Raw genomic sequence first — 19,395 nt, 5'->3', positions numbered from 1 at the left:
GTGAAATCGAGCTCGCTGACCGACGGCTCAACCCGAAAGGTTGATTACGCCGCGCGAGAGAACGGTGGGTACGAAGCCCAACTCGACGCCGAACTTCTTGAATTCGATGGTGACGGTGGGAAAGCCGTTCGTAGTGTTGGAAGCTACCGGCACCGGAAATTCACCACCCGCCAGGAAGCGCGCTGCATCGCCCGACAACGCCATCAGGTTGGGCTCGGCCAGGCTGCGCACCAGCCCTTTTGTCTCCAGCGCCTGCAGCAACAGATCGACCGAAGTGCCATTACTCGTTTTCAGCACATTCGTTAACAGGTTACCGAACGGAACTGCGCCACCGATCAGCCCTGACGCGGTGGATAGAACAGGAACGCCTTGAGGGGTCTGTGAGGCTACCGGTCTGCCAGCAGTTCCGCTATTTCCAACCTGCGTGAGGTTGCCATTGCCGGCATAGAGGTTCACGCCCAGTTCGCGGCCAGCCGACCTCGCGACCTCGAGGAAGCGCACTTCCAGCATGACTTGCTGCGGCGCAGCCACGTTCATGGCGTTGACGACGATGCCGCCCTTCGGGACGGTGCCGGTGGCAATGGCCATGGCTTTCTCGGCGGCGACCGCATCGGCGGCCATTCCGCTCAGCACCACCTGCCCTTCGGAGGCGGATACGCGAATGCCGCGGGTGCCGGTGCTGGACTGGATGCTCTGCTGCAGATTGCCGATGTCGATCGTGACCTCGACATCGAGGATGCCGATCTGCTTCATCGAGCTGTCGAACAGGATGACGTTGGTGGTGCCGGTCTTCTTGCCCTGGACGTAGATCAGGTGATCGCTCAGCGACTTCACGTCGACGATATCGGGCGAGCCCGCGACGATCGACGAGAACGCGGTATCGACCCTGAAGGTCCGCGACTTGTTGATCGTGACCTTGACGCGCTGGACGTCGCTCATCTCGCTGACGAACACGCCGCTGGAGGACGGCGCCCGCCGCTCGGCGGCGGCAGCAGGATCGGTGAAATGAAACAGGGCGATCGCAGCGCCAAACGCCATCGCGCTCAAGGCAACCAGCCCAAGTCCCGCATCGACCGAAACGCGACTTCCCATCATGCCAATCCCCTTCGCCGCGTCTCCGCGACGATCCCCGTAAACCTACGACCTCGGCGTCCCGATCACTCCCGTTCGTCCACCACGCCGTAGAGCTTACAGTCTGTCCGACTACAAATCGTTACTCGCAAAATTCCCATTCCCGGCGCACCGGGCACTCACCCGGGTCGCAAGGCCGCTAATGGCGGCTCTGGGATCATCCCCTGTCACGCGCCTCGATTGCAAGGAAAGAGGTCCGCCCGGCCGCGGCAACCCCGGAGAAAACTCCCCGATGTTGCCAGCGCGCACCACTTCCGTGGTCCGGTTGAGCTATTTCTCGGCCCGCCCACGGCCGAGCCGGCCCGGCGGCCGCCCCAAGCCGGCGCCACCGATCAGCCTCACCGAATCGAGTCTCCTCAGAACGGAATTGTGGTCGACACGCTCGGCGAGTTGAGGGACGTGCCCCAGATCGGCATGATCATCGAGAAAGACACCGACGCCGTCACCGTCAGCGCCGAGGCGCCCGCCGTCGTGGTCACCGTCGGCGCGAGACTGGCACCATACAGGAAGGGAGCAACGGCCTGCTTCTGTGCAAGCGTCAGATAGTCACCGGTACAGGTGGATGGTGAATTGGCCGCCAGCACGGCGGGCGTGTAGCAGCTGATCATGTTCGCCCGGGCGCCGGCATCCGCAAGCAGGCGCAACGATTGCATCGTGATCGCGTATCGTCCGAAATCAAAGATGGCAAAGATCAGGGTGAACAAGGGCACGGCGATGAGGCAGAACTCGAGAGCCGCCACCCCGCGCTGGTCGAGCCTTTTCATCACTGCACCAACCGCACGCTCTGAACGTTGGGCTTTGCTGCCCCATCCGACGTACACTTGCTGTTGTCCAGGGTCGTATTGCCCTGGAAATTCACCGCGTAGGCTATGACCTGATAGCAACCAGTGGCCGGGGCACTCGACGAGCTGTTGCCTCCGTATGTGACAGGCGAATTTGGTACGTAAACCGTGCCATTGAAGTAGCTGCTGGAGCTGCCAGAAATGTTGACGCCCTGCTTCGAATAGGCCTCATTGTCATAGATGAGAAGGTCAGTCATCAGCGCCTTCACCGTTGATGACAAGACCGATGGGCCTGCCGGCGACTTCACCGCCGTAAGCTGGATCGTTGGGCTGCCGGTGATCGTGAGCGATCCGCCTCCGAAGAAAATCAGGGTAGCAGTTCCTGCAATGGTCGGACTGCCGTTGATCTTGACGTTTCCGGTAAAGTAATAGGTGCCGCTCAACGTGGACGGGATCGTTGGACTGCCATTGTTGTAACAGGCGCCTGTCTCATACGAAACGGCTGTCGAGCCGCTGCACGAACCGCTCGGAAAATCAGACGTCTTCAACGCGGTCAGCGCCGTGTTCACAGCACTTAATGGATCGGGGATCGGTTGCTGGTAAGTCAGCACGCCCGTGCATTGGCTTCCCCCCGTCTGGGAGCAGCCGCCGACCGTGTAGCTCGGCGCATTCACCTGGATGCCGGAATTGCCGACGAAGCCGATCGCGTTCGACGCGCTGCTGTCCGACGAAATACCGCACGTCGCCGACGACACGGTGGGGCTACCCTGAAAGGTGACAGGATCCTTCAGAGCCAGCACACATGGGGGTTTCGCCAAGCTATCAATTCGCGCAACTGCCGTCGCGGCGATAGTGACCGTCGACAAGCCCAGCACCTGAGCCAAATATCCCGGCTGCTGCTGGCTGATGGTGGCCTGAACGTAAGTCCCCGCTACCCCGTTCCACGACGTCAGCGAGGCGACCTGGACGGTCCGCGTGACGCCGCTGGTCGCCACACATCTGGAGCCGGGATAGGCGGTGTCGCCGGAATTGCAGAACGTATTCTGGGCCGCCGCCTGCTTGCCGCGGTAATCATACGGCTGGGTGTTGTTGCAGGTCGTGCCAGCAGGCTGCGGGGCGCTGTCGCACGCGAGCCGCAAGGCGCCGGCGTAGGCCGCCGCATCAGCCGCACCCTGGGCGCGTTGCTGGGTGACATACCAGGATCCGGCCTCACCGCCGAGCGCCATCATTCCGATCAACGGGATCAACGCAATCACAGTTGCGAACGCGGCCGAACCGCGACGGCAATGAAGCATGTTACGCATGGACCACCTCATTGAAACCGTTCCGAATAGGTCAGCGTGAACGAGCAAGGATTGCTATTGCCGCTGGTGCAAATCGCCGACCTCAACACCATTGGCGACAACGTGATCGTCGTTGAATACACGTAGAACTTCGGCTGCGAAGGATCGGAATTCGATGAAGAGCAGACCGCATTGCTCTCGCCGCAGATCAGCTGGATGCTGGGGATCGGATAACGGGAATCGGCCTTGGCGAGCGCCGCCGCCGCCCAAGTGGACGCGTTCGTGACGTCGCCCGGCGGGGAGTACTGGATGGATTGCCCGAACCCACGCAGCGCAGCGAGCGCCTGGATGTATTGAAAGCCAGCCAGCGCGAGGTCGGCAAGCGGCAGCAGAATAACCAGGAACAGGAAAGCGAAAACGAACAGCATCTCGAACGCGACGGCGCCGCGTCGATCCGCGATCAGGGAACGCTTGCCGCTCACACGGCTTTTCCAGCTCTGCATCGCCGCTCACCAGACATAGGGAATCAATCTCCAGCGCGAAGCTTCGTAGCTGGAATATTCGGGAAGCGTGCGCCGAAGCACGTCCTCCTCGTAGTGAATTCGCCAGACCTGGATGCAGATGTGCAGAATCAGCAGGCCCACGGTCATCCAGCTCAGATGCTGCAGCACGACACCAAGGAACACGATCTCTTCCGACAGATAGAGCGGATGCTTGATCCACCGGTACGGCCCGGTTTGCACCACCGAACGCGCCTGCGGCACCAGGCTGAACGACCGTCCGAGATGGCGAACGGTCACGAGGATCATGATCATGCCGGTCAGCACGAAAACCGCGGACAACAAATTCGGCAATGCGCCCTCAGTCTTCTCGAAAAACGTGATCGTCCATGGCCAGTAGGTGCCGACGAACGCGGCAACCCTCGGCAGCAGGCCTTCGGCCTGCGCCTTTGCGGGGCCGCGGATCAGGATCAGCAGCGCCAGCATCAGGTAAAACACCGCGACAAGGAAATTCGAGACGAGCGACGGCCAAGGCACCCCCGTCTTCGCAAGATTGGTTGTCACGGCAAGTCCCAGCAGAAGGAACCATGCGCTGCCCAGGAATCGGGTCGCCCGATCGTAGGCCAGGTTCGTCGAAAGACTCATTGCAGCTGCGCTCATGGCTCAATTGCCGAGGTTGGAGAATGTACGGATCAAATGAAGGAACGGGCTTCCGCCCAGAATGACGAACATCGCCGGAAGCAAAAACAGCACCATCGGAACGGTCAGCTTGGCGCCCAATTTGTGCGCCCGCTCCTCGAGCTTGGTGATGCGTTCCCGACGCAGGTCGACCGCGATGCTGCGCAGCGCCTGACTAAGCGGCGTGCCATATTGCAGGCTCTGGCTGACCATGGTGCCGAAACGACGAAGACCTTCCGACGTGGACGCGAGCTTCTCGAAGGCGTCGGCACGGTTCGGCAGGATCCGGAGATCATCGAGAAGACCGCGCAGCACGTGGGTGATAGCGGGATTGGTCTCCCGCATCTCCTCCGCCACGCGCTCGATCGCGCTCTCCAGGCCCATGCCGGCCTCGCTGCAAACCACCAGCAGATCGATGGTGTCGGGCGTGCCGAGCCGGATCGCCGCATCGAAGCGTCGCTTCACGACCAGCAAGATCAGACGCGGGATCATGATTCCAAACGCCAGGCCAAGCAGCGTGAAGATCATCACGTCGGTGAACGGCCGCCCAAGAATCTGCGAAATGGAGAAAGCCGCGAACGGCAACGCAAATGTGCTGACCGTTTTGAAGCCGATCCAGATCGGCAGGGTTCGATAATGATTGAACCCTGCCGACTGAAGAACCATCCTCAGCTGGTCGAGATTTTCCTGGGCATAGTAACGCCTGTAGCGCATGCCGACCGATGAAAGCCAACCGATCAGATCCTTCGAATTCGATCGATCGGAGATGCCCAGCACGGCATTCGAGACCCGCGTGTCCAAGGTGCGCAGATGTATCTCGCGAATGACCAGCAGGAAGGTCGCGGCCGCGAGTGCGACGGCAAGCGTGGCAAAGCCGAGAACAGCCGTCATAGGGTGGTTTCCCTTCTGACCATCCAACGGATCACGAAATGCCCGATCAGGACCGAGCACGCCGCATAAGCGAGAAGCACGTTGCCTTGTGGATCGAACAACAGCAGGTCGACCGACTGCGGATTGATCAGGTAAAGCAGCCCGCCGATCACGACCGGCGCGCAGGTGAGCGCACGCGAGGAGAAGATGACCTCTCCCGCCAGGGCCTTCGCACGCGCCGCCAGCGCAACCCGCTGACTTACGGTCTCGCCCAGCGTCTGCAGTGTTTCCGCCAGGCTGCCGCCGGTCTTCAATTGCACCGCGAGCGTTACCGCAAACATCGCATATTCCGACACCTGCGTTCGCTGATAGATCTCCTCGACGGCTTCCTCGGGCGACCGGCCCAGGTTCAGTTCGCTACAGACGATGGCAAATTGCCCGGATGTCGGTTGCGGCATCTCGCGGGCGATGGTGCGAAATGCTTCGTGGACGGGCAATCCGGACCGGACGGTACTCGTCACCAGCTGGACCGCATCGGGAAGCTGCTGGAAGAGCTGATTTGCAAAGCGTTGTTGCTGCCATCCGAACAGGCCGCGCACGACCAGGATGGCGACGCCGACAGCCGCAATGGCTCCATAGGAGCCAGGGAACCTCAGGAATCCATTGACGTAAAGAATTCCTGCCGCCGCCATTCCCCCTGCAAGCAGCACATAGACCGGTCGTACGACGTACACCATATCAGGGCGATAATTGGCGAAGCGCTGGAGCGCACGCCAACGCGAGGTCTTGGCCGCGCGACGGATGGACACCAAGGCTGCTGCTTCAGCCGTCGGCAGCGCAATCTCAAGCTGGCGGTCCATTCGTCTCTGTCGTGCGTCGAGCCAAAGCGTGTTTGCCCCAGCGCACAGCAGCAGCACCAGAACGATGATCAAGGGCGTCGACATCAGATGTGCCTCATCGCTTCTGCCCAGGCCCGATCAAGCCCGTAATAGACGAGGCGGCTCTTGAACTTCGGAACCGCATTGGTGGAGCGGTAGGTGCCGGATATCCTCCCTTGGACATCCTCGTCCTTGTACTCGAACAACGCGATGTCGTTGGTGGTGATCACCTCGCCCTCGAGGCCGATCACCTCGCTGATCTGCACGATGCGGCGCTGGCCGTCGCGCATGCGCTCGACTTGCACAATCAGATCCAGGGCGGCGACGATCTGCGAGCGGATTGCGCGCGACGGCAGATTGACCTGCCCCATCTGCACCATGTTCTCCACGCGGGTCAGAGCATCGCGGGTGCTGTTGGCGTGCACGGTGGAGATCGATCCATCATGGCCGGTGTTCATCGCCTGCAGCATGTCGAACGCCTCGGCGCCGCGCACCTCACCGACGACGATGCGGTCCGGACGCATACGAAGTGCGTTCCACAGAAGGTCGCGCTGCGTCACCTGGCCGGTGCCCTCGAGGCTGGCCGGACGGGTCTCCAGGCTGATCACGTGCGGCTGCTGCAGCTGCAACTCCGCCGCGTCCTCGATCGTGACGATGCGCTCGCTGTGGTCGATGAACTGACTCAAGGCGTTCAGCAGCGTCGTCTTGCCGGAACCGGTGCCTCCGGAGACCAGGACATTGAGCCGGCAGCGGGACGCGATCTCCAGCAGCTGTCCGAGCGCGGCGGTCATCGAGCCGTTTTCGATCATCCCGGCGATGTTGAGACGCCGGTTCGGAAATTTTCGGATCGAGATGCAGGGGCTATGGATCGCCAGCGGCGGCAGGATGATGTTGACACGGCTGCCGTCCGGCAGACGGCAGTCGACCATCGGGCTGGATTCATCCACCCGCCGGCCGACCTGCGAAGCGATTTTCTGTGCGACGGAGGCGATATGGTCATTGTCGCGAAACCGGACCGCGACCCGCTCAAGCTTGCCGGCCCGCTCGACATAGACGTTGCTCGGCCCGTTGATCATGATGTCGTTGATCGTCTCATCGAGCAGAAGCGGACGCAGCGGCCCGTAGCCGGTCATGTCGTCCGCGATCTCCTCCGCCAGGAAGAGCTGCTCGCGGCCCGACAGCTCCAGCCGCTCCTGGTTGGCGATGCCGTGGATGATTTCCTCGATCTGCCGCCGCAGGACGTCGCGGGGAACGGTCGCGGCCACCGACGGCTCGATCTGCTCGATAACCCGTTCGCGCAGGGATGCCGACATCACCGGATGGTGGGTCGCAGGCTCTTCATGCTTCGGCGCCGATACGAACACGCTGGACGCCGGTGACGCCACGCTCGGCTCTGCCGGCGGCAAGGGTGGCGGCAGCGGCCGCGCGCTTGGTGCCGCTGCCGGGGCGTCCGGCACCGCTGCGGGCATCCGCACCGGCATTTCGTCTGCGCGCCTGCCGAACTTTTTCATAGCCCGAGCCACCTCTTCCACCCGGCCTTTTTCTTGGCACCGACGCCGGTGATTTCCCGTACGATCGGAGCGAGATGACGCCGCAGCCCGGATACGTGCTTCAGAGCCGGAACGCCGAGGTTGACCGCCTGGGTCATTCCCTTGCCGAGATCCGGGATGATCATGTCCGGTTCGGCGCCCAGTGCCTTGACGATCGTCGCCCTCGGCAGACCGCCGGCGCGGTCGGCACGGTTGAGCAGGGTAAACACGCGATCCTTGCCCGCGATGTTGGTGACGGCGTTGCGCAGCGCGTGGGCATTGCGCAGGCCGGTTACTTCGGCCTCCAGCAGCACCAGCACATGACGGGACATCTGAATGACCGGATAGATCGATGCCGGGAACGGTACCGGCACATCGACAACGACGTAGTTGAACCGTTGACGAAGCAGGCCCAGCACGTGCCGCACGCCAGCTTCGGTGATGTCGAGCTTCGCATCGAGCTCCTCGTCGCCGGAAATCAGGCAAACCCGATCATTCACCTCGATCGCCGCCCGCTCGAGAAACAGCGTGTCGGCCCGCATCGGGTTTTCAAGGGCGATGCGGAGGCCGGGTCCAGGACGAACACCCAGCATCACCGCGGTCTCGCCGCCCTGCAGATGCAGGTCGAGCAGCGCCACCTTCGCCTTGGTGGTCTCGGCCAGCTGCAGCGCGAGGTTGATCGCGACGCTGGTCGCGCCGGCGCCGCCCTGCGCGCCACAGATCGACACCACGTGCCCGCCGCGGTCATTCTGGGCCGGCGCGGCGTCGCCGATCAGCTTGGGACGCAGCTGGTCGAGCACCATATCCCTGGTGATCGGCGTCGGCAGGTATTCAGTAAGGCCGATCTCCATCAGCTCGCGGTAGAAGACGATCTCCCTGTTGTCTCCAATCAGGGCCACCTTCACATCGGGCGGACAGACACTGGCGAGGCGTTCCAGTTCGGTGAAGGGATCATCGATCCCGCTGATGTCGGTCACCAGCGCGTACAGATCGGTGTCGGTCTCGAGCATGCGCGTCGCATGACGGATGGTGCCGCGCCGGATCACCAGGTTGCTGCCGTCGAGACCCTTGCGGAGGGCCGCCGCGCTCAGCTCGTCGTTGACGAAGCAGACGATGCGGTTGCGCGCGACAAGAGACGTCGTCTCTTCGGGTTGTTCCACCACTGCCATGTTCGCACTCATCAACGTTTCTCCGGTGCCTTGCCGACGTCACTCGCTGCCGCTGTGGTCTGACGATCGAGCTCGGACGGCACCTCGCAGCCCGCGCGGGCGTCGTCGTCCAAATCCTGCTTCCTGACCGAGTATTGCTTGACCTCGCTGCCGGTATAGATCGCGACCATCGTGCTCTGGCCGGCAACTGCACTCTGGCGCGCCAGCTCCGGCGATACATCGCAGCTGGACGTTACACTCGTGTCGGCCTTGTCCCACTGCTCGGCCGCTGCGCGGATGACGAGCGACAACGTTCCGAGCTGCTTTGCGACGGCCACCTTCTTGACCTGATCCGGCTTGAGCTCCAAGGACACGGTCTGCGCCGTCTTGCCCGGGACGGCATTGGTGATCGGACGGCCGCCTTGCGCAATCTCCTGGTCGATCGCGATCACACGCACATTGGACAGAACGGTTTCGCTGACGGCACGCTTCACCGGAGCGGCCTTCTCGAACACCTGGGTCAGCACCACGTCGACATTGTCGCCCGGCCTGATCAGACCGGACACACCGGTCTCCTCGTCGACCTTGATGCTGATGGCGCGGCTGTCCGGCGCCAGGACGCTGGCAAGGAAGCCGCGATCCTTCGGACGCAGGATGTCGTCCAGTGTAATGGCGCTGCCGGCGTCGACGAACTTGCGAACCAGCGAACCGGGCAGCCCGGCCCTGGAGTCAGGCGTCTCGAGGATCGCCCCCGCGGGGACACGGTTCGGTGCCGTCTGGCGCACTGCGAAGTCTTCCTCCCGCGCCAGCGTTCCCTTCGAAAGCGGACGTGTCGCGACAAAGTAGCCGACCGTCGCGGCCGCAGGCACAGGCGCAGGCTTCTCTTCGACTGCCTGCGCAACGACCGGGTCTGCAGGTCGGTTCATGCTGTAGGCAATCATTCCAAGCGCCGTAGCCGCAAGCAGCAGCACCATGATGATCGAGACACGGAGAGCGGACGACATGTCAAATTCCTTTGCTCAAAATGGCCCAGATACCGCCGCATGCGATGGCGACCCCGTAGGGCAGCGGTGCATGTCGCAAATGACGCCAGCGCTCGACCGCGTAGACCCGGCGCATCAGCGATGATCCGGCGGGCGCCAGCTTCGGTTGTGGCAGACGGCGCATCATCAGATGCACCGCGGCCAGAACGCCGCCGGCCAGTGCAGTTGCCGTCAACAGTTCAATCACGCCGGTCAGCGGCAGACCGATCGCCAGGGCAACCAGCAACTTGACGTCGCCACCGCCGATCGCTCCGCGCTGATAGATCACGAAGAGCACCAGGAACAGGATTGCGGCAACGATCAACGACTGGCCGATCTGCATCGGACTGGCCAATTGGCCGACGATCCCAAGGAACGCCAGCGCCAGACAAATTTCGTTTCGGATCAACCGTGTCGCGATATCGATCGTTGCGACATACAACAACAATGCGATTTCCAGACACGAGGTCGTGGACGCAATCCAATTCATGAAATAATCGCCTTAGAAAAATGGCGGGGGGCACAAAATAATGCCCCCCTCCGGGGCGCCGTCCCTCTGGACTTAAGCGCTAACCGCGTTGGCAACCGCGGTGCCGATCGAAGTGAGCGAGGTGGTCAGAACACTACCGATGCCGCTCGCAGTACCCGTACCGAACGCCGCGGAAACGGCGGCGACGATGCAGGCGGCGACGATCACGTACTCGAACGACACAACGCCGTCCTTGTCCGTGCGCAGACGCTTCAATCCTTCTGTGATCTTGATGTATGACTGCAACATAGGAGAAAGCCTCCTTAAGGCTCGCGCACATCGCAATCCGGTTGACCGCTGTTGACAGCACGAATCTGCCAACAGCATTCAACATCCGGAGTTAAGCGGAGACTGCGGTGGCGACCTTGCTCGCGATCGTGGTGATCGAGGCGTTCAGGACCGAGCCGATGCCGCTGGCGGTACCCGTACCGAAGGCAGCAGAGACGGCGGCGACGATGCAAGCGGCGACGATCACGTACTCGAACGACACAACGCCGTCCGCATCCGCACGCAGGCGCTTGAAGGCTTCGGTGGTCTGGATGTACAGTTTCAACATAGGAAAATATCCCTTTTACGATGAAATTTACGCAATACGTTGGCGGGGGGCAAAATCCGGTGCCAACTAGGATTTTCTTATAATGCGTCGCGAGAAACCTGTCGATTGGTAATCGTTTATTAACCCTACTGGCGTAGCGGCGCGCACCTTCTTCTCGGCAAGGCGCTCCGACGACGACGCACGAAACCCCTTAAATTATAGGACTTTCGGCATTTCACACCATTTCAACTGCGCTGCCCCGTGCGAATACGGTAACGGCGTCGGACGTGCCGCTATCGCGACAACGACCTCAGAGGTGACGGTGGCACAATCCGCTTCCCTCCCCCCGATCACCGTTCGCAGGATTGCTCGTTTCAATAGCAGGTCCCGGAATCCCCTCCGAGCCGGCCGCAACTCTCCCCGTTGGATTGCCGCCACTGCGTGACTGCCAGCGGCGGCTTGCTCGCGTCCGCCGGCGCGGCCGATAGCCTGCTGCGCTCCTCTTCGAGGAGCTGCGAATGAAGCTTCTGGATCTGGATGTTGCGCTCGAGCAGGGACATCGTTCTTGTCTGAACCTGCTCGGCCAGCGCCTTGCGCAGCGCATTCTCGCGGTCGAGCAGTTCGGGAAACGGTAGCAGCGGCCGGACGAGGTCGGTCGCCTTGATCACGCAGGACGCCCGCGCCACGGCTTGCGCGATCTGATCCGGAAACGCGCTCCGGCATTCCGCGAGCGCTCCGCTCAGGTTGACCGTTGCCGCCGTCGGTACCGGTGTCGCCTCCGGTATCGTTGTCGCCGCTGGTGCCGGCTCTGTGGGCGCTGTTGCAGTCTCCGTTGTTGGCTCCGCTACCGGTCCCGCCTCCTTTTCGATGGCCTGGCGAGGGGCGCCGCAGCAGGTCAGCAGGATGCAGAGCGCGACAACGACCAGGCATCGCGCGCACTTCGGCCAAGCCCGTCCATCCCGATGCACGATCGGGTCTCCGGTTGGCGCAACAGATGTGCCGCCATGCGTCGCGTTCTGCCAGCGAGAACGAAATGTCTGTGCAATCAGGGACGCAGAAGCGCGCTCTCCACCGTGGCAAACAATTCGTATTGGCAAAAATGACGTCTTCAAAAATGGCTCGGTGCGAAATCGCACTGACCCCAGCTGATTGATTTTAGATACAATTTAGCTGTTTGCGCAATAGCGACCTGGCGCATCGGCGGCCCGCAGGTCGATCGCGGCGCTGCGCTGCACTATCGGCGCAGCGCCGGATTTCATCTCGTCGGATGATCGGCCTTGTTTGACAAACCAATCTTTCGCCTGCGCTCGTCGGTTGCCGGCGTTGCTGCGATGCTGTCGGATCGGCGCGTGCGCCCGATGAGAACCGTGTCGGCCTTTGGCGAAAATTTCCGCTTCTTCCCGGCCAAGCCCTTGCTCTAGGATTAGCCATTTCAGCTAGGGTGCTCACCCACGATGCGCCCGTGGAATTTTAGAACCACAGCATACAGTGACTGATCCGGGCGTCATGGGGATTTGAGATGGCCGATCGCATTGCACTTTTCATTGATGGTGCGAACCTGCACACCACCGTCAAGAACCTCGGCTTCGAAATCGATTTCCGGCGACTGCTCTCGGAGTTCGGCAAGCATGGACAGATCGTGCGCGCCTACTTCTACACGGTCGTGAGAGACGACGACGAGTTCAGCAGCCTTCGGCCGCTGGTGGATTGGCTCGATTACAACGGATATGCGGTCAGGAGAAAGTTAGCCAAAACCCACGATGACGGCGAAGGGCGGCGGCGAATGAAGCGCAGCATCGGCATCGAGCTCGCGGTCGACGCATTGGAAATTGCGCACCGCATCGACCACGCGTACCTGTTCTCTGGCGACGGTGATCTGCGCGCCGTGGTCGAAGCCGTCAGGCGGGCTGGTGTCCGCGTGACAGTCGTTTCCAGCATCCGAACAAAGCCTCCCATGATCGCCGACGAGCTTCGCAGGCAAGCTGACGTCTTCCTCGAACTCGAAAGCCTCAGGGCTTCGATCGAACGTCCAGCGCACCCGATCGCGCCCGAGTGAAATCGCGGGCGCCTCTTCCGGCGAGGAAGCAAGAGGGCGGCTTTGCTTGTCCGTAAATCACCGAGTTGCGCGAGTCGGGCGCTGACATCACTATCTCCCAAACAACGAAACAGAGGGTAACACCCATGTGGAGGTCGGTCGGCTGCCTGTTGTTGTTCTTGGCGGCGACGAGTGCTGCGATCGCCGAACCTTCCCGGTTCACCTGCGACACGCCGCGGGGCAAACGGGTCGAGCTCGGCCCGTCAGGCAAAGGCGGTGACGCCCAGTGGATCGATGACGATCTCGATACGGTCCGGCCCGCCGTCGTGATCGATGGCGACACCTTCACGGTCACCTGGGGGACATCTGTCGCGGCAGAAGGCAAGGGAGGAGCCAAGCTCACAACCTACGTCTTTGCGGCCGCCCGCCGTTCCGCCGCGTCGATCTTTGCGACCCGCGTGGACGACACCACGGCCGAGATCTTCCGGTTCTATTTTGGCGACAAGTCGCTCTACAAGTTAACGAGTCGGCTGGGGGGCCCCGCCGCGGACACCAAGGCCGCACCCTTCGTTGCGACCTACCTGGCGACCTGTCGTCAGCAGTAGCCGGCTGCCGCCAACCTTAAGACAGGCTTAACTGATCTTTCATGTTCCGGTCCCCGGTGTTGCGGCTCGGCACCAGCTCGGATGACCACAAAATGTCAGGTAAATCATTGAATTTTATTAAAAATGCTTGGATTTGCGCGCACGGGGACTCGATGGTTCGGCCCCACTTAGGGCGCCTGTGTGGCTGAAATGTCATAGGTCGAGGAACTGTCCTTTGTTACCCTTCGGAGGATTCTACGTAATATTTTTGTGAGTTTGGGGGCGGAGATTATGAAGTCGGCATACACGGTCATTGCGTGCCTATGCCTGGCGGCAACGCCAGCATGTGCCGAGGTTTTTTCTATTAATGATGCTCTACGCCAGGCCATGCAGACCAACCCGGGTATCGGCGAGGCTTCGGCGAACCGGCGGGCGACGGAAAGCGAGCTACGGCAAACCCAAAGCACACTGCTGCCGCAGGTGCGCATTGACGCCAGCTACGGCCCGGAAAAATTCGATCAATCGCCGGGCTTCATTACCCCGAACATTCAGTCGGCGCCGACCGTTGGTTCAGGACCATGGCGCAATGGCAGCCAGGAATCGGTCGTGGTGCGCCAGCTGCTGTGGGACGGTTTTTCGTCGATCTATGACGTCTGGCGCCAGACCGCGCGCGTCAATGCAGCTGCCTCCCGCGTCAAGGAGAGAACCGAGCTCTTGGCCCTCGACGCCGCCGAAGGCTACATCGACGTCGTGCGCTACATGCGGCTGGTCAGTCTTGCCCAGCAAAACGTCGCCAATCACGAGAAGATCTTTTCAAACGTGAACTCCCGCTTCTCGGGCGGCCGGGCCGGCGAAGGCGATCTGGAGCAAGCCCGCGAGCGCGTCGAGGCCGCCCGCGCGGCACTCGCCGAATTCCAGCGCAGCCTGGATGACGCCAGGGCGAAGTACCGCAAGACGGTTGGCCTTGAGCCGATCAATGTTCGCTTCCCTGCTCCTCTCGCGGGATTGCCGCACAGCCGCGACGAAGCGCTGGCGACCACCCTCCGGTTCAATTCGACGATCGCGGCGGCACAGTCCGACGCCGACGCCGCCAAGCATGCGTTCAAGGCCACGGACGGCACATTCGGCCCGAAATTCTATCTCGAGGGACGGGCAACCCATTACGACAACTCCTACCCTTACGTGGCGACCCCAGGAACTCCCTCCATTACGCATGAGGACTACAGCGGCAAGGTTGTGATGTCGTGGGACATCTTCCGCGGCGGCCAGGATGCCTGGAACAGGTCGGAGAAGGCCGAGCGCTTTACCGAAGCCACCATGCGCCACGCGCGCTTGCAGCGCGACGCGTATGAGTCGATCGACAAGGCGTGGAATGCCCGTACGATTACGGTCACGCGCATCGCCGCTTTGACGCGTCAGCTGGAAGCGGACCGCAAGACCATCGTGGCGTTCCAGAAAGAATACGAACTCGGCCAGCGCTCGTTGATCGATCTCTTGAACGCGCAGAACCAGTTCTTCAACGCGTCGGTCTCGCTCACCTCAGCCCGCGGCGTCGTGGTTTTCGCCGACTATCAGCTGCTGGCCGCGATGGGCACCTTGATCGAGTACCTGAAGGCTCCGCCCCCGGTCGATGCTGCGCCGACGGACATGCTTTCGATCGGCCTGCCCCGCTACTCGTTCCCGACGCTTCGCGTGAACCTCCCGCAAACCGGGTCCGAGCCGCTGCGCGTCGCCGTTCCGGCGCCTGTGGCCCGTCCTGCCAAGACCTATGCGGCAGCCCAGCCGAAGGATGTTGGCTTTGCGGACCGCTTCACCGGCGCGACGACGACTGCAGCGGTGCCCGGTTCAGCGGAATGGATGCAGCAGCAAAAGACCGCTGCGGACGGCCCGAACGTCATTTACGCGGATCCGTCGGTCACGGCGAACGCGAGCTCCTATGCGTCGACCAAGCCCCACTGGCTGCTGTCGGCCTTCCCGAGTTCCGCTCGATAGCGACCGCCAACAAGCTCAGGACAGGACTGCCGGAAGGGCCCCAAATCGGGGCCCTTTCGATTCCTTATTAATCGTTAAGATAAGTTTCGCTGAATTTGTTCGCTGTTTGTTGTAGTCTGCCCGAAATCTAATGCGATTGCTGCATTTCCATTTTGCTTGTCGAGGTTTCAGTTGTTGTTTCGAACCCCCAGCGCGGCGGCCGACGCCGTCCGCCCCTCGCCGGATGACTCAACCTCAAAGCCTGTCGCGATAAATGGGCCACGCGCGCTGGGCGACGATCCCCTCACCGCATCGTTGACTTATCTCGCCGCCCATCACGGCCGCGCGGTCAGCCGCGAAGCTCTACTCGGCGGACTTCCGATCACGGACGGACGCTTGTCCGTCTCCCTCTACGACCGCGCGGCAAGGCGCGCCGGTCTGGAGACCGAGGCCGTCAAGCGCGACATTTCAGACATTCCCGCGCTGGTCCTGCCGGCCGTCCTCGTCATGAAGAACGGCTCCGCGCTGATCCTTCTGGGTGTGGACCCGGCGAACAAGACGATCAAGGTCGTTGATCCGGCGACGCCGAACAGCCCGCGCGTCGCCGACATCGCCTCGCTCGCCACGGACTATACCGGCTATGCGTTCCTGGTGAGAAGCGCGCCGCAGGCCGATGCGCGCGCCGTCGCCGCAGGCGACATCCCCAAGAGCCACTGGTTCTGGTCGGTGGTGAAGACGCATTGGCGCAGCTACGGGCACATCGCGGTCGCGGCCTTTCTGACCAACATCCTCGCGCTGGCGACGCCGCTGTTCACGATGAGCGTCTATGACCGCGTCATCCCCAACGGGGCGATCCCCTCCCTGATCGCGCTCTCGATCGGCATGGGGCTCGGCATCGTCTTCGATTTCATCTTCCGCATGGTCCGCAGCCGCATGATCGACGTGACCGGCAAGACCATCGACGTCGTGCTGGCCGCGAACATCTTCGAGCATGTGATGTCGGTGAAGATGGCGCAGCGGCCGACGTCGGTTGGCATCCTGGCCAATCAGCTCCGGGACTTCGACTCGGTGCGCGAGTTCTTCACCTCGGGAAGCGTGGTTTCGGCGACCGACCTGCTGTTCGCCATCCTCTTCGTTGGAGTGCTGTTCCTCATCGCCGGACCACTGGCCTGGATCCCGCTGATCATGCTGCCGCTGGTCATGCTGATCGGCTTCCAGCTGCAACGCCCGCTCGATCGCGCCATCAAGCGCTTGCAGGCCGAATCCGCCGCCCGGCACGGCGTGCTGGTCGAGTCGCTGTCCGGCCTCGAAACCGTCCGTGCGACCGGCGCCGAGGCCCGCATGCAGACCTTGTGGGAACGCTCGGTTGCCGCGACCGCCCGATCCGGCGAGGACGTTCACTTCTGGTCGTCGATGTCGCTGACGAGCGCGAGCACGGCCCAGCAGATCACGAGCCTGCTCCTCGTCATCGTCGGCATTTTCCTGATCCTCGACGGCAAGCTGAGCGTCGGCGCGCTAGTCGCCGCAAACATGCTCGCCGGACGTGTTCTGGCGCCGATCGCCGGGATCGCCTCGGTGATCACCAAGGGAACGCAGACGATCACCGCCCTCAAGGCGATCGACCGCATCATGTCGATCGAGCGGGAACGGTCGCCGACCCGGTCCTATGTCACAAGACGAATCGAAGACGGCAAGGTCGCCTTCGAGAACGTGTCGTTCGCCTACCCCAACGCGCCGGGTAACGCGCTCGAAAAGGTCAGCTTCAAGATCGAGGGCGGAGAGAGGGTCGGTATCATCGGCAGGGTGGGATCTGGCAAGACCACGGTCGGCAGGTTGCTGCTCGGATTTTACGAGCCGAAGGAAGGCCGCATCCTGGTCGATGGCGTCGACTCGCGCCAATACGATCCCTCGGACCTGCGCGCCGGCATCGGCTTTGCGATGCAGGATACCGACCTTTTTTTCGGCAAGCTGCGTGACAACATCGCCCTTGGCAAACCGGAAGCGACCGACGAGGAAGTCCTGCTTGCCGCGCGGCTCTCCGGCGTCGAAAGCTTCATTGCCGGCCACCCGATGGGCTATGACATGCCCATCTCGGAAGGCGGCCGCAGCCTGTCGGGCGGCCAGAAGCAGGCCATCGGGCTCGCGCGCGTTTTGATCCGCAAGCCTCGCGTGCTCTTTCTCGACGAGCCGACGGCGCACTTCGATATTCGCAGCGAACAGGAATTCCTTGAGCGGCTCAAGGGGCTCAATGATGATCGCATGACCATCATCATTTCGACCCATCGCCTGTCATTGCTGAACATGGTCGATCGCTTGCTGCTGTTCGACAATGGCCGCCTGGTTGCCGACGGCCCGCGCGACAAGGTGCTCGCCCTGCTCCAGGGCCGGCCGGCGTCCGCGGCCCCGTCGCCGGAGAATACGATTCAGCCGAAATCCGCATAACGAGCAAATACATTATGGCGTCTTCCGATTTCACATTTGCAAATGATATCCGGTCCGCGGCGCTGCTGCGGACGCCGCGCACCTCCCGCATGCTGCTGTGGACCTCTTGCGCGCTGCTTGCGACGTTCTTGATCTGGGCTCATTTTGCCGTGCTGGACGAGGTCAAGCGCGGCAGCGGCCGCGTCGTGCCGTCGCGGCAGATGCAGGTGGTTCAATCGCTCGAAGGCGGGATCGTCGGCGACATCCTGATCCGGGAAGGCGACATCGTTCAGCAGGGCCAGTCCCTGATGCGCATCGATGATACGAAATTCGCTTCCGAGTTCGGTGAAATCCGCGAGCGCCGCGCGGCGATGGCGGCGCGGGTGGCCCGCCTCGACGCCGAGGCCCGCGGCCGAGCCGAAATCACCTTCCCGGACGATCTCGACAAGATGGTTCCCGCCGCCGTCGCAACCGAGACCAGCGTATTCAAAATGCGGGGTCAGAAGGTCGCGCAGGATATCGACGTCCTCAACCAGCAGGTCACTCGCCTCACCGGCTCCCTCAAACTCCTGGAGCGCGAGCAGACCCTGACGCGCAGGCTGTATGAGCAGAAGGTCGTGCCGGAGATCGAGATGCTGCGACTTGATCGGCAGGCGACCGAGATGAAGGGACAGCTGGCCGAAGCGCAATCGAAGATCGCGAACATCACCGCCTCGTTCCGCTCGCAGGCCGACGAGGACCTCGCCAAATCACGTGCCGACCTCGCCGTCCTCGACGAGAATATCAAGTCCGCCCAGGACCGGGTGCGCCGCACGGATCTGAGGGCGCCGGTCCATGGCATCGTCAACAAACTGAACATCAGTACCATCGGTGCCGTCGTGCAGCCGGGCGCCAACCTGATGGACATCGTGCCGCTGGACGACACGCTGCTGGTGGAAGGCCGGATTCGTCCGCAGGACATCGCGTTTATCCGTCCCGACCAGGACGCGGTGGTGAAGATCAGCGCCTATGATTCCTCGGTCTACGGATCGCTGAAGGGCAAGGTCGAACGCATCAGCGCCGACACCATCGTCGACGACAAGGCGGAAAAGACCGAACGCCAGGAGACCTTCTACCGGGTCATGGTGCGTACCGATAAGAACCATCTCGGCACCGAGCAGCATCCGCTGCCGATCATTCCGGGCATGGTGACCACGGTCGAGGTCCTGACCGGCGAGAAATCCGTGCTGGACTACATCGTGAAGCCCGCCCGCCTGCTGCGTGACGAGGCCCTGCGCGAACGCTGACCGGGACCACGGATTCCGTGGTTAACCGATCGTGACCTCGATTCGTTCAATTTCGAACGAACCGGCAAACCCCGGATTGACCGCCTTTTCGTCATTAGAGGTGGCGGCCCCCTCGACTTAACTCCGCTTAAGCGGCCAAGGCGCCAGTCTGCGTCCCGATAACAGCGGGGACGCAGATCGACGCACAGACGTTGACGGTCCCCGACATTGGGG

General features: G+C 62.2%; 20 protein-coding genes. 6 read left to right on the top strand and 14 right to left on the bottom strand.

The window, feature by feature from the left end; translation table 11 throughout:
• Window positions 1-27: 27 nt before the first annotated feature.
• From ACVWYP_RS20715 to ACVWYP_RS20650, 14 genes are all read right to left on the bottom strand, one after another.
• A complete protein-coding gene (locus ACVWYP_RS20715) occupies window positions 28-1,038 on the bottom strand; it encodes a type II and III secretion system protein family protein (protein WP_456684311.1) in 1,011 nt (336 codons plus the stop codon).
• 449 nt (window positions 1,039-1,487) lie between these two features.
• Window positions 1,488-1,895: a TadE/TadG family type IV pilus assembly protein gene (locus ACVWYP_RS20710; RefSeq protein ID WP_304499612.1), complete on the bottom strand. Its 408-nt coding sequence runs from the start codon at window positions 1,893-1,895 to the stop codon at window positions 1,488-1,490.
• Window positions 1,895-3,217: a pilus assembly protein TadG-related protein gene (locus ACVWYP_RS20705; RefSeq protein ID WP_304499611.1), complete on the bottom strand. Its 1,323-nt coding sequence runs from the start codon at window positions 3,215-3,217 to the stop codon at window positions 1,895-1,897. Before ACVWYP_RS20705 ends, ACVWYP_RS20710 begins: the two co-directional genes overlap by 1 nt.
• 8 nt (window positions 3,218-3,225) lie before the next feature.
• Complete coding sequence (locus tag ACVWYP_RS20700) at window positions 3,226-3,699, bottom strand: hypothetical protein (RefSeq protein WP_304499610.1); 474 nt, start codon at window positions 3,697-3,699, stop codon at window positions 3,226-3,228.
• A gap of 6 nt (window positions 3,700-3,705) precedes the next feature.
• Entirely contained in the window at window positions 3,706-4,260 is a 555-nt protein-coding gene (locus ACVWYP_RS20695; protein WP_304499609.1) for a methyltransferase family protein, read from the bottom strand.
• Between the two features lie 99 nt (window positions 4,261-4,359).
• Window positions 4,360-5,265 carry a type II secretion system F family protein gene (locus ACVWYP_RS20690; RefSeq protein WP_304499608.1) on the bottom strand — a complete coding sequence of 302 codons (906 nt, stop codon included), beginning with the start codon at window positions 5,263-5,265 and terminating at the stop codon, window positions 4,360-4,362.
• Window positions 5,262-6,188: a type II secretion system F family protein gene (locus ACVWYP_RS20685; RefSeq protein WP_035634250.1), complete on the bottom strand. Its 927-nt coding sequence runs from the start codon at window positions 6,186-6,188 to the stop codon at window positions 5,262-5,264. Before ACVWYP_RS20685 ends, ACVWYP_RS20690 begins: the two co-directional genes overlap by 4 nt.
• Complete coding sequence (locus ACVWYP_RS20680; protein ID WP_304499607.1) at window positions 6,188-7,633, bottom strand: CpaF family protein; 1,446 nt, start codon at window positions 7,631-7,633, stop codon at window positions 6,188-6,190. Before ACVWYP_RS20680 ends, ACVWYP_RS20685 begins: the two co-directional genes overlap by 1 nt.
• Window positions 7,630-8,832, bottom strand: coding sequence for an AAA family ATPase (locus tag ACVWYP_RS20675; RefSeq protein ID WP_253592212.1), 1,203 nt, complete (start codon window positions 8,830-8,832; stop codon window positions 7,630-7,632). Before ACVWYP_RS20675 ends, ACVWYP_RS20680 begins: the two co-directional genes overlap by 4 nt.
• Window positions 8,832-9,803, bottom strand: a complete 972-nt coding sequence (gene cpaB, locus ACVWYP_RS20670; protein ID WP_304499606.1) for a Flp pilus assembly protein CpaB — start codon at window positions 9,801-9,803, stop codon at window positions 8,832-8,834. The genes ACVWYP_RS20675 and cpaB overlap by 1 nt, the downstream gene beginning before the upstream one ends.
• A gap of 1 nt (window position 9,804) precedes the next feature.
• The gene (locus ACVWYP_RS20665; RefSeq protein WP_304499605.1) at window positions 9,805-10,311 is read right to left on the bottom strand and encodes an A24 family peptidase; all 507 of its coding nucleotides are present in this window, start codon (window positions 10,309-10,311) and stop codon (window positions 9,805-9,807) included.
• 72 nt (window positions 10,312-10,383) lie between these two features.
• Window positions 10,384-10,599: a Flp family type IVb pilin gene (locus ACVWYP_RS20660; RefSeq protein WP_028345093.1), complete on the bottom strand. Its 216-nt coding sequence runs from the start codon at window positions 10,597-10,599 to the stop codon at window positions 10,384-10,386.
• 91 nt (window positions 10,600-10,690) lie between these two features.
• Entirely contained in the window at window positions 10,691-10,906 is a 216-nt protein-coding gene (locus ACVWYP_RS20655) for a Flp family type IVb pilin (RefSeq protein WP_212058809.1), read from the bottom strand.
• A gap of 353 nt (window positions 10,907-11,259) precedes the next feature.
• A complete protein-coding gene (locus tag ACVWYP_RS20650; protein WP_304499604.1) occupies window positions 11,260-11,553 on the bottom strand; it encodes a hypothetical protein in 294 nt (97 codons plus the stop codon).
• 609 nt (window positions 11,554-12,162) lie between these two features.
• Here ACVWYP_RS20650 and ACVWYP_RS20645 point away from each other — a divergent pair.
• The 6 genes from ACVWYP_RS20645 to ACVWYP_RS20620 all read left to right on the top strand — a co-directional run bounded on the left by ACVWYP_RS20645 (window position 12,163) and on the right by ACVWYP_RS20620 (window position 19,182).
• Entirely contained in the window at window positions 12,163-12,306 is a 144-nt protein-coding gene (locus tag ACVWYP_RS20645) for a hypothetical protein (RefSeq protein ID WP_304499603.1), read from the top strand.
• A 98-nt stretch (window positions 12,307-12,404) separates the two neighbouring features.
• Entirely contained in the window at window positions 12,405-12,941 is a 537-nt protein-coding gene (locus ACVWYP_RS20640; RefSeq protein WP_038377452.1) for a LabA-like NYN domain-containing protein, read from the top strand.
• Window positions 12,942-13,066: 125 nt separating this feature from the next.
• The gene (locus tag ACVWYP_RS20635; protein WP_304499602.1) at window positions 13,067-13,525 is read left to right on the top strand and encodes a hypothetical protein; all 459 of its coding nucleotides are present in this window, start codon (window positions 13,067-13,069) and stop codon (window positions 13,523-13,525) included.
• Window positions 13,526-13,795: 270 nt separating this feature from the next.
• Window positions 13,796-15,496 (top strand): TolC family outer membrane protein, encoded by a 1,701-nt coding sequence (locus ACVWYP_RS20630; RefSeq protein WP_028345097.1) that lies wholly within the window; start codon window positions 13,796-13,798, stop codon window positions 15,494-15,496.
• 249 nt (window positions 15,497-15,745) lie between these two features.
• Window positions 15,746-17,917, top strand: a complete 2,172-nt coding sequence (locus ACVWYP_RS20625) for a type I secretion system permease/ATPase (RefSeq protein ID WP_439711198.1) — start codon at window positions 15,746-15,748, stop codon at window positions 17,915-17,917.
• Window positions 17,918-17,931: 14 nt separating this feature from the next.
• Window positions 17,932-19,182 (top strand): HlyD family type I secretion periplasmic adaptor subunit, encoded by a 1,251-nt coding sequence (locus tag ACVWYP_RS20620; protein ID WP_304499601.1) that lies wholly within the window; start codon window positions 17,932-17,934, stop codon window positions 19,180-19,182.
• Window positions 19,183-19,395 lie beyond the last annotated feature (213 nt).

The organism is Bradyrhizobium sp. USDA 3262 (genome assembly GCF_054060035.1).
The sequence above is the reverse complement of the archived record's forward strand: the minus strand, read 5'-3'. Positions and strand labels throughout refer to the sequence as shown.

Coding starts and splice junctions, on each gene's coding strand:
- ACVWYP_RS20715 (WP_456684311.1), bottom strand. CDS start 1,038: ATGGCGTTTGGCGCTGCGATCGCCCTGTTTCATTTCACCGATCCTGCT.
- ACVWYP_RS20710 (WP_304499612.1), bottom strand. CDS start 1,895: ATGAAAAGGCTCGACCAGCGCGGGGTGGCGGCTCTCGAGTTCTGCCTC.
- ACVWYP_RS20705 (WP_304499611.1), bottom strand. CDS start 3,217: ATGCGTAACATGCTTCATTGCCGTCGCGGTTCGGCCGCGTTCGCAACT.
- ACVWYP_RS20700 (WP_304499610.1), bottom strand. CDS start 3,699: ATGCAGAGCTGGAAAAGCCGTGTGAGCGGCAAGCGTTCCCTGATCGCG.
- ACVWYP_RS20690 (WP_304499608.1), bottom strand. CDS start 5,265: ATGACGGCTGTTCTCGGCTTTGCCACGCTTGCCGTCGCACTCGCGGCC.
- ACVWYP_RS20685 (WP_035634250.1), bottom strand. CDS start 6,188: ATGTCGACGCCCTTGATCATCGTTCTGGTGCTGCTGCTGTGCGCTGGG.
- ACVWYP_RS20680 (WP_304499607.1), bottom strand. CDS start 7,633: ATGAAAAAGTTCGGCAGGCGCGCAGACGAAATGCCGGTGCGGATGCCC.
- ACVWYP_RS20675 (WP_253592212.1), bottom strand. CDS start 8,832: ATGAGTGCGAACATGGCAGTGGTGGAACAACCCGAAGAGACGACGTCT.
- cpaB (WP_304499606.1), bottom strand. CDS start 9,803: ATGTCGTCCGCTCTCCGTGTCTCGATCATCATGGTGCTGCTGCTTGCG.
- ACVWYP_RS20665 (WP_304499605.1), bottom strand. CDS start 10,311: ATGAATTGGATTGCGTCCACGACCTCGTGTCTGGAAATCGCATTGTTG.
- ACVWYP_RS20660 (WP_028345093.1), bottom strand. CDS start 10,599: ATGTTGCAGTCATACATCAAGATCACAGAAGGATTGAAGCGTCTGCGC.
- ACVWYP_RS20655 (WP_212058809.1), bottom strand. CDS start 10,906: ATGTTGAAACTGTACATCCAGACCACCGAAGCCTTCAAGCGCCTGCGT.
- ACVWYP_RS20640 (WP_038377452.1), top strand. CDS start 12,405: ATGGCCGATCGCATTGCACTTTTCATTGATGGTGCGAACCTGCACACC.
- ACVWYP_RS20635 (WP_304499602.1), top strand. CDS start 13,067: ATGTGGAGGTCGGTCGGCTGCCTGTTGTTGTTCTTGGCGGCGACGAGT.
- ACVWYP_RS20630 (WP_028345097.1), top strand. CDS start 13,796: ATGAAGTCGGCATACACGGTCATTGCGTGCCTATGCCTGGCGGCAACG.
- ACVWYP_RS20620 (WP_304499601.1), top strand. CDS start 17,932: ATGGCGTCTTCCGATTTCACATTTGCAAATGATATCCGGTCCGCGGCG.